At 40.5% G+C, this 4965-nt stretch carries 4 protein-coding genes; all 4 read right to left on the bottom strand.

The window, feature by feature from the left end; genetic code table 11:
• Window positions 1–32: 32 nt before the first annotated feature.
• The 4 genes from L1D46_RS19645 to L1D46_RS19630 all read right to left on the bottom strand — a co-directional run bounded on the left by L1D46_RS19645 (window position 33) and on the right by L1D46_RS19630 (window position 4908).
• Window positions 33–2525, bottom strand: a complete 2493-nt coding sequence (locus L1D46_RS19645; protein ID WP_239978089.1) for a prolyl oligopeptidase family serine peptidase — start codon at window positions 2523–2525, stop codon at window positions 33–35.
• A 105-nt stretch (window positions 2526–2630) separates the two neighbouring features.
• Entirely contained in the window at window positions 2631–3794 is a 1164-nt protein-coding gene (locus L1D46_RS19640; RefSeq protein ID WP_130051517.1) for an endonuclease/exonuclease/phosphatase family protein, read from the bottom strand.
• Window positions 3791–4723 carry a putative sulfate exporter family transporter gene (locus tag L1D46_RS19635; protein ID WP_178926950.1) on the bottom strand — a complete coding sequence of 311 codons (933 nt, stop codon included), beginning with the start codon at window positions 4721–4723 and terminating at the stop codon, window positions 3791–3793. Before L1D46_RS19635 ends, L1D46_RS19640 begins: the two co-directional genes overlap by 4 nt.
• A complete protein-coding gene (locus tag L1D46_RS19630) occupies window positions 4720–4908 on the bottom strand; it encodes a DUF2798 domain-containing protein (protein ID WP_275668512.1) in 189 nt (62 codons plus the stop codon). The genes L1D46_RS19635 and L1D46_RS19630 overlap by 4 nt, the downstream gene beginning before the upstream one ends.
• Window positions 4909–4965: the final 57 nt, after the last annotated feature.

Raw genomic sequence — 4965 nt, 5'->3', positions numbered from 1 at the left:
GCTTATTAGTCAGTTCTAAATTGGTCTAAAAGTTAAAGGGTTTCTTTAAATAGCTTATGAATACGGCGGTATTCATCTAACCAGCTTGATGGTTGAACAAAACCATGTGGTTCAACTGGGAAGATAGCTGTTTCAAAGTTTTCTTTTTCAAGCTCAATTAAGCGCTGTACTAAACGTACTGAGTCTTGAAAGAATACATTGTCATCAACCATAGGCGCATTAATCAATAAATGGCTCTTAAGACCTTCAGCAAAATAAATTGGTGAGCTCTTTTCATAGGCAATTGGATCAATATCTGGGTGGTTTAAGATGTTAGACGTATAAGGACCATTGTAGTGAGCCCAATCAGTTACCGGACGAAGTGCAGCACCTGCTTTGAATAAATCAGGCTGTGTGAATAGCGCCATAAACGTCATGAAACCACCGTAAGAACCACCATAAGTGCCTACAGCTTGTGTATCTACGTTTGCATTGTCTGCCATCCAGCTTACGCCATCTGCTAAATCTTGGATCTCAGGCGTACCCATTTGACGGTAAATAGCTGTACGCCAATCACGGCCGTAACCTTTCGATGCACGATAGTCCATGTCCATTACTACGTAGCCTTCTGAAGCCAATAGTGAGTGGAACATAAACTCACGGAAGTAACCAGACCAACCCATGTGTGAGTTTTGTAGGTAACCAGCACCGTGGTTAAAGATAACCGCTTTACGGTTTTTACCCGTTTCGCCTTCTTTATAATCAGCTGGGTAATATACTTTTGCGTAAATTGGCTGATCAGTGTGGCTTGAAGGCACAGCAACAATCTTAGGTGCAATTAGTTTTTTCGCTAAGAACTCATCAGAGACCGTGTGCGTTAACTGAGTTGCTTGGGTATTTGCTTTTGCAGCAGCAACATAAAGCTCAGGTGGCGACATAATTTTTGAGTGAGTTAGCAATAGTTTGCTTTCATCTGGGCTTAACTGGTAGTCAGTCATACCATCGAGGTTGGTTACTTGCTCAGATTCACCGTTTGCAGGGTTTACACGATAGATTTCGTAAAGACCTGGGTGCTCAACGTTAGCTTTGTAGTAAATCGCTGAGTTATCATCCGTTAACGTTAAGTTAGAAACAACAAATTGGCCTTTAGTTAGTTGCGTTGCTTTACCGTTTAGTGGCTTTTTGTAAATGTGGCTGTAACCAGACTCTTCAGATAAATAGTAAAGGGTATCTGAGTTGTTCAACCAACCAAAATCATTGTATGCATAGTTTACCCACGCATCGTCATGTAGACGGTGTTGTGAAACAAGCTTGTTGTTTTGTGTATCAACAGTGGCTAACCAACGGTCTTTGTTGTCCCATGCTTCAAGCATAAGAGCCACTTGTGAACCGTCTGTGTTCCATTGGATAGCACTCTGGTCCCAACCCCAATCCATCATTAGGTTGATGGCACGTGGTGCTTTTTCAGACTTATAAGTTTTGCCATCACGGGCGTAATTTTCTTTCTTAACAGCTGCAAGTACGTCTTCATCAAAACCAGGTAAAGTATCGAATGCAAGAGTTGTTTGCTCGCCTGATTTAAGGTCGATGTAAACAACGTCTGAGCTGATTGGTTTTTCATCAGCAACACGACGGCGTACTTTTTCTGCTTTTACGCGTGCATCATCGGCAATGTAATTAGGCATGATATCGCCTTCATCGCGCCATGAGCGGTTTTCTGTGGTTACTGCAACAAGTGCTTGGCCATTTGGTGAAAGCTGTACATCTGCTAAACGTTTATCTTTACCTAAGTAAAACTGTGCGTTAGCAATGCTGTCGTTTTGTTCGTTGATTTGTGCTTTACGCTCTTCACGATCTTTTTTGTTTTTATGAGTAAGCGCAATGTAATCAATTAGTTTGTGTTGCTCTTTTGCAATATAAGTGTCTGGCTCTTGTACACCTTTAGGTGCATCATCTAGGTGTAAGTTAACTAATTCAACTTGACGACCCGTTGCTAAATCAACTTTATAAAATGCATTACCTTGGCGATAAGCAAGGCTACCATCAGTTAAAAACTGTGGTTTTGATTGCTTTGCGCTGTCGTGTGTAATTTGCGTAATTTGTCCAGAGCTTAAGTTTTTAATGAAGATATTACCTTCAAATGCATAAGCCTGTTGCTTTTTATCTGCTGAGTAAACTGCGTTTTTAGCGCCTACAGTGTGTAGTTTATTTAACGCTAATTGTGATGCAGATTGGCTATTTACCGCTTGAACGTATAAATCGCGTAACTCATTGCCTTGTTGCTTTTGTGCATAAACGATACTGTTAGAATCACCGTTCCAGAAAGCACGCTCAGGCTGACGACCTAACCAATCAGGATGAGCCATTGCTTGCTCTAACGTGATTTCAGCTGAACCTGTATCGGCAGGAGTAGCAACAACTGGGGCTACATTGGTAACTTGTTCTTCAGAAGGCGTTGAGGCGGTTGATTGACAACCTGCTAGCATGAAGCTAGATGCGACTGCGAGAGCCACTAACGTTTTATTAGCAGTGGTTTTGAATTTCATAGTGCTTCTTACGGGTTATTATAATTCGCCTTATTTAAGCAGAAGCACTGATGAAATAGCAATTTTTATAGGATAAACAGCCAAACTTTTCCGTTTAATAACAGCTTATTTTAAACTGATATCAAGCCATACCATACGGTGATCAGACGATGCGTTACGATCTTTAATTAAACGGAACAGTTCAGAGCTTTTCTGTGGCCAAAAAACTCCACCATCGTTAATCTCAATACCATAATTTGATGGTAATACGTAATCAGCACGAGCTTGCCAATAAGCGGTATAGTTTTTAGCGAAATCTTCTTTATACGACTCTTTAGCACCTTTGCTTGTTGGCGTAAAAGAGGTATTCACTAATGGGTTTTTTAAAATTTGGTCTGTGGTATTCGGGCGAGCCTTCCCCCCTTCTGGCGCAGCATTTAAATCACCCACAATCACAAAGCGGCTTTTCGCTTTTAAGCCCCCTTTTTGGCCTTTATCATCATAAATATAGTTAGCATTATTGATGTAGTCTGCAATCAGGCGTACTTCATCATGATTACGCTTACCGTTACGGTCTTCATCACCATCAAATACTGGCGGCGTTGGATGCGAAGCAAGCAAATGAAGCGTTTTTCCTTTTACATCAATAGGTAAATCCCAAAATGATTTAGAGCTTAGGTGAATTGCTTGCCATTCCTCCGCAGAATACCAATCTTTACCTGTTTTAGGGTCTATAGGCATTTGTGCATTTGGCATGTCTTTGTATTTGAATGTTTGTAGTGTGCGCGCTTTATCTAAATCGATTGGATAGCGCGACAATACAGCCATTGCATAATGCCCTTCAAAGAAGCCAAAACCTTGAGCATCACCTTTGTAATGCCCCTTTACACCATCGTTATCTAGGTCAAACTCGGTAGCTAAACCGGTGTTAACGGGGGCAATAAAGTAATACGGGTAATCGATAGCAACCTGCTTATTTTGTGATACTTGCAGGTAGTTTTTACGAAATACGTTGATGCCTTTGTCTGCATCAATATAATCAAACTCATTAAGTAAAATAACATCCGGTCTTACACGCTGAATTATTTCGGCAATGTTGCGTATTTGCTGGTGGTTGCTCGCTAAAGCTTTGCTTAAAGCATCTTTATCAATCGCTTCACCTTTTTTTGCATAGTTGGTTGCGTCCATACTTACGTTAAAGGTGGCAACTCGTAAATCAGCAGCCGATACATTGTTAGCAAATAAGCCTACAGTCAGTGCTATTGAAGAAGTTAATAAAGCGTTTTTCATGAAATAAATCCGTCTACAATAAGTAGTAAAATAATACTGCTGACAATGATCCATAAGATCATCGCCATGATAAAAGGTTTAATGCCCGCTTGTTTTAAGACCGAAATTGATAAACCACTCCCAATCAAAAATAAGGTCATTACCAAAACTTGTTTAGCGCCAACATTAAGTGCATGCCAGAGTGTTTGGTACTCAGGGAAGCTTGAGTTGATCAATGCAGCCGCTAAAAACCCAAATATAAACAATGGGATACTGGCTTTTTCATCTGATTTCCAAAAAACACCTGCGATACTAGTATACGGTATGATCCACATCGCTCTAGTGAGCTTGATAGTGGTGGCAATTGCAAGAGCTGATGCGCCATAAGCAGCTGAGGCCCCAACTACACTACTAGTATCGTGAATAGCCAGTGCCGCCCATACCCCAAATTGCTGCTCAGTCAGGCCCAAATAATGACCAATCATTGGAAATAACACCAAGCCAAGTGCGTTAAGTAAAAAAACTACAGCTAAAGATATCGCGACTTCGTGATCTTTTGCCTTGATAACTGGCGCCATTGCTGCAATTGCGCTACCACCACAAATTGCAGTACCAAATGATATGAGTACACCGGTATTTTTATTTAACTTAAACAACTGAGATAAAATTTCGCCAAGGCCAATAATCGCGGTAATACTGACAATAGTAAGTACAATTGAGCTGCGCCCTACTTCTATTACTTGACTAAAATCAACAGCAAAGCCTAAGCCAATAACCGCTAACTTTAGCATCCATTTACTAATTTTTTGTGACTGAACTGCAAATGGATTACCTAAAACCATAGCAAACAAAGCGCCAACAACTAGTGCCGTAGCAGAGCCAACAAAAGGTAAGGCCGATGCTAAAAATAGTGCAATAAAAAGAAATTGTTTTGGGCGTTCGGCTATCACAACGGTGCTCTGATAAATTTATTGGTTAACTTATGAACCACAGGTGCGACTAAAATAACGGTAGGAAATGCGACACAAAAAGCAAAAGCCCATGCTTTAAGCCAAATGGCTGCAATGTTATCGATTAAACCAAGGTTAAAAATACTGATCACTAAAGACATAAATCCAGACATAAACAGCGCCATAAAAAACGCAAATACGACTGTTCTTAATCGAGGATGTAACATAACGAACTAATATTA

Origin of the sequence: Pseudoalteromonas sp. Isolate3 (genome assembly GCF_022398505.1) — a bacterium.
Taxonomy (GTDB): domain Bacteria; phylum Pseudomonadota; class Gammaproteobacteria; order Enterobacterales; family Alteromonadaceae; genus Pseudoalteromonas; species Pseudoalteromonas apostichopi.
Note: the sequence above shows the minus strand (reverse complement) of the source record. Positions and strands in the feature narration are given on the sequence as shown.